Source organism: Nocardia sp. NPDC003345, assembly GCF_053589395.1.
This window is the reverse complement of record NZ_JBSFRU010000477.1, coordinates 1-3,414: the sequence shown is the minus strand read 5'-3', so window position 1 is coordinate 3,414 and position 3,414 is coordinate 1. Positions and strand designations below refer to the sequence as shown.

Sequence of the window (3,414 nt, the reverse complement as noted above, 5' to 3'; positions counted from 1 at the left end):
CCGTGTTTCAGCGCCCGAAGCGCATGTGGCGAAGCCACGAGTCTCGGGCGCTGAAACACGGGACCTCGGGGCCCGCAACCCCGCGGCGGCGAAGCCGCCGCCGACTACACTGCGCAGGTGCGGACGTTGTTGATCGTCAATCCGAATGCGACTTCTACCACGGCGGCAACCCGTGATCTGCTGGCGCATGCGCTGGAGAGCCGGACTCAGCTCACGGTGGCGCATACGCAGCATCGGGGGCATGCGGCGGAGTTGGCGCAGTGGGCGGCGACCAATGAGATGGATTTGATCGTGGTGCACGGCGGGGACGGGACGGTCAACGAGACGATCAACGGGTTCGTGCCGTTGCCGCAGGTGGACGATGGGCAGGCGTGGCGGCCGCGGCTGGGGATCATTCCGGGTGGGTCGGCGAACGTGTTCGCGCGGTCGCTGGATATCGCGCCGGATCCGGTGGCGGCGACCAATCAGTTGATCGATCTGTTGAAGGCGGGGGACGGGGATCGGCGGATCGGGTTGGGGATCACCGATGATCGCTGGTTCTGTTTCAGCGCGGGGGTGGGGCTCGACGCCGATGTGTGTGCCGCCATCGATGCGAGTCGCGCGAGGGGGCGGGCCGCGACTCCGGCGCGGTATGTGCGAACCACCGTCCGGCAGTTCTTCCGCACCAAGCGGGCGATGCCCGAGGTGACCGTGCATGTTCCGGGGCGTGAGCCGGTGACCGGGGTGCATTACGCGTTCGTCACCAACACCAGCCCGTGGACGTATCTGGAATCCCGTCCGGTGCGCACCAATCCGGGTACACGTTTCGAATCGGGTCTCGGAGTGTTCGCCGTGCGAACCATGGCGTTACTGCCTACACTGCGCCTGGCGACGCAGCTGTTGTCGCCGCACTCCGAGCCGAAGTCGCGGAAATTGTTCCGGGACGACGATGTTCCGTCGGTGCGCATCTCGAGTGCCGAGCCGATCGGCCTGCAAATCGACGGTGACTTCATCGGCGAACGCGACGTGGTGGATTTCACCGCTGTGCCCAACGTCCTGGACGTGGTCGCCCCGCGACCGGTTTGAGCTGACGCATTCGGGAAATACCTCTCGTTGTGCTGCAGAAACCGGCGCAGGCGAGTACAAAGGACTGCGGCAGGGCCCCGATGTGGGACTGCAGTGCGTGAGCTTTGCCACGGTGCATCGGATACCTATTGACATCTACGGTGTTCGTGAAAGCATTCACAAGCAACCGTGCGGAAACATTCAGTTCGCACAAGTGAACGACCCACCAACCGAACGGCGCCCTGTGCGGCGCCCTACAAAGGAGCAGAAGGAATGGACTGGCGCCATAAGGCCATCTGTCGCGACGAGGACCCCGAACTGTTTTTCCCGGTGGGCAACAGTGGTCCTGCGCTCGCGCAGATTGCCGATGCCAAGCTGGTCTGCGCCCGCTGCCCCGTTACCGCCGAATGCCTGTCCTGGGCCCTGGGTTCCGGACAGGATGCCGGTGTATGGGGCGGTATGAGCGAAGACGAGCGGCGCGCGCTCAAGCGCCGCAATGCGCGCACCCGTACTCGTACGTCTGTCTGACACAGCGCGGGGAAGCGACTACCGGACCACCGATTCAGCCCGGCCCGGGGAGTCGTGGAATGCCCGGCACCAGCCTTCTGGTGCCGGGCTGAATTTTTTCCGGAGCAGGCCGAACTCGGGCGTCCGTTATTTTGCCGAAATATGCCCCCTGAAAAATATGGGGTGTTTTCGGACACAGCCGATCATGGCTATGCATAATCGAAACAGGCGAGTTTCCGTCGGGTATCAGCGCGCCGCACGACGCCCCAGCGGTACCCGCAGCACCGCGTCCGTTCCGATATCCGCGCCCGGGTGCAGCCCGATCGATCCGCCCAATTCCGCGGTCACCAGAGTGCGCACGATCTGCAGGCCGAGACTGTCCGAGGATTCGAGGCTGAAACCGGCGGGCAGGCCGCCGCCGTCGTCGCTGATGATCACGTCCAGCCAGCGCGCCGAACGTTCCGCCCGGATGGTGACGGTTCCGTTCTGACCGCCATCGAAGGCGTGCTCGATCGCGTTCTGCACCAGTTCGGTCAGCACCATCACCAGCGGTGTGGCGCGCTCCGCCGAGAAGACACCCAGAGAACCCGCCCGCCGCACCGTGATTCGCGCGGTGTGCACCGTGGCGACATCGGCCATGATCGGCAGCAGCCGGTCCACGACCTCGTCCAGATCGACCTCTTCGTCCACCGACATCGACAGCATCTCGTGCACCGAGGCGATCGAGGTAACCCGGCGTACCGATTCGGTGAGCGCCACCCGGGCCTCCTCGTTCTCGGTCCGCCGCGCCTGCAGCCGCAGCAGCGCGGCCACCGTCTGCAGATTGTTCTTCACCCGGTGATGGATCTCACGGATGGTCGCGTCCTTGCTCAGCAGCGCGCGGTCCCGGCGCTTCACCTCGGTGACATCCCGCACCAGGACGGCGGCCCCCGCCAGTTCCCCGTGCGGCCGCAACACCAGGGTCCGCAGCAGGACCGTCGCGCCGCGCGCCTCCACCTCCATCCGGCGGCCGGTGCGGCCGGCGAGCGCGGCCTGGATATCGCCCACCACCTCCTGCGCGTCGAACGGGTCGGTCACCAGCGAGCGTGTGGTCACGGCCAGATCCTGACCCGCCAGATCCGCCTGTAACCCCATCCGGTGATAGGCCGACAGCGCGTTCGGGCTCGCGTAGGTGACGATCCCCGCCGTATCGAGCCGGATGAACCCGTCTCCGGCCCGCGGGCTCGAATGCGTGGCCGCGCGGTCCTCGGTGGTCGGGAACGTCCCGTCCGCCATCATCTGGCACAGATCGTCGGCACACGCGACATACGCGATCTCCAGACTGCTGCGCACCCGCGACCGCTGCCGGTCGGTATCGCGGCTCAGCACCGCGATCACATCGTCACCGCACCGCACCGGGATGGCCTCCCGGATCGCCTGCACCGGGTGCGGGTGGTACACGCCCTTCGCTTCGCCCTCGGTATCGGTGCGCACGATCTCACCGCTGGTCAGCGCGTCGAATACCTGTGAATGCTCGGAGTACCGGGCGACATTGCCCACCAGGTCCTCGAGATGGACCGTCGGCGCGGTGGTGGGCCGGCACTGGGCGACGCACACGATATCGGCGCCGTCGCCGACGGGCCCCGCCCCCACCCACAGCAGCAGATCCGAGAACGACAGATCCGCGAGCAACTGCCAATCCCCCACCACCCGCTGCAGATGATCCACCGCCACCCCGGGCAGATCGGTGTGCTCGGCCAGCAGATCACTCAACGTCGACATGCTGGAATATTAGGCGCGCCTTCGGCGCGCGGGGTTCGGCCCTCTGAGCGTCTGCTGTCAGGGCTCGAGACTCGCGGCTACGCCGCCTCGCTTCGAGCCCTG

Annotated in this window: 3 protein-coding genes; 2 read left to right on the top strand and 1 reads right to left on the bottom strand. The window is 66.4% G+C overall.

Features of this window, described 5'->3' with window-relative positions; genetic code table 11:
* The first annotated feature begins 117 nt into the window (after nt 1-117).
* Together ACWDU1_RS30875 and ACWDU1_RS30870 are read left to right on the top strand one after the other, a co-directional pair.
* Complete coding sequence (locus tag ACWDU1_RS30875) at nt 118-1,065, top strand: diacylglycerol/lipid kinase family protein (protein WP_450003884.1); 948 nt, start codon at nt 118-120, stop codon at nt 1,063-1,065.
* Between the two features lie 252 nt (nt 1,066-1,317).
* Nucleotides 1,318-1,572: a WhiB family transcriptional regulator gene (locus tag ACWDU1_RS30870; RefSeq protein WP_062998119.1), complete on the top strand. Its 255-nt coding sequence runs from the start codon at nt 1,318-1,320 to the stop codon at nt 1,570-1,572.
* 225 nt (nt 1,573-1,797) lie between these two features.
* On the opposite strand, the gene ACWDU1_RS30865 is transcribed toward ACWDU1_RS30870, so the two are convergent.
* Nucleotides 1,798-3,312, bottom strand: a complete 1,515-nt coding sequence (locus ACWDU1_RS30865) for a sensor histidine kinase (protein ID WP_450003883.1) — start codon at nt 3,310-3,312, stop codon at nt 1,798-1,800.
* Nucleotides 3,313-3,414 lie beyond the last annotated feature (102 nt).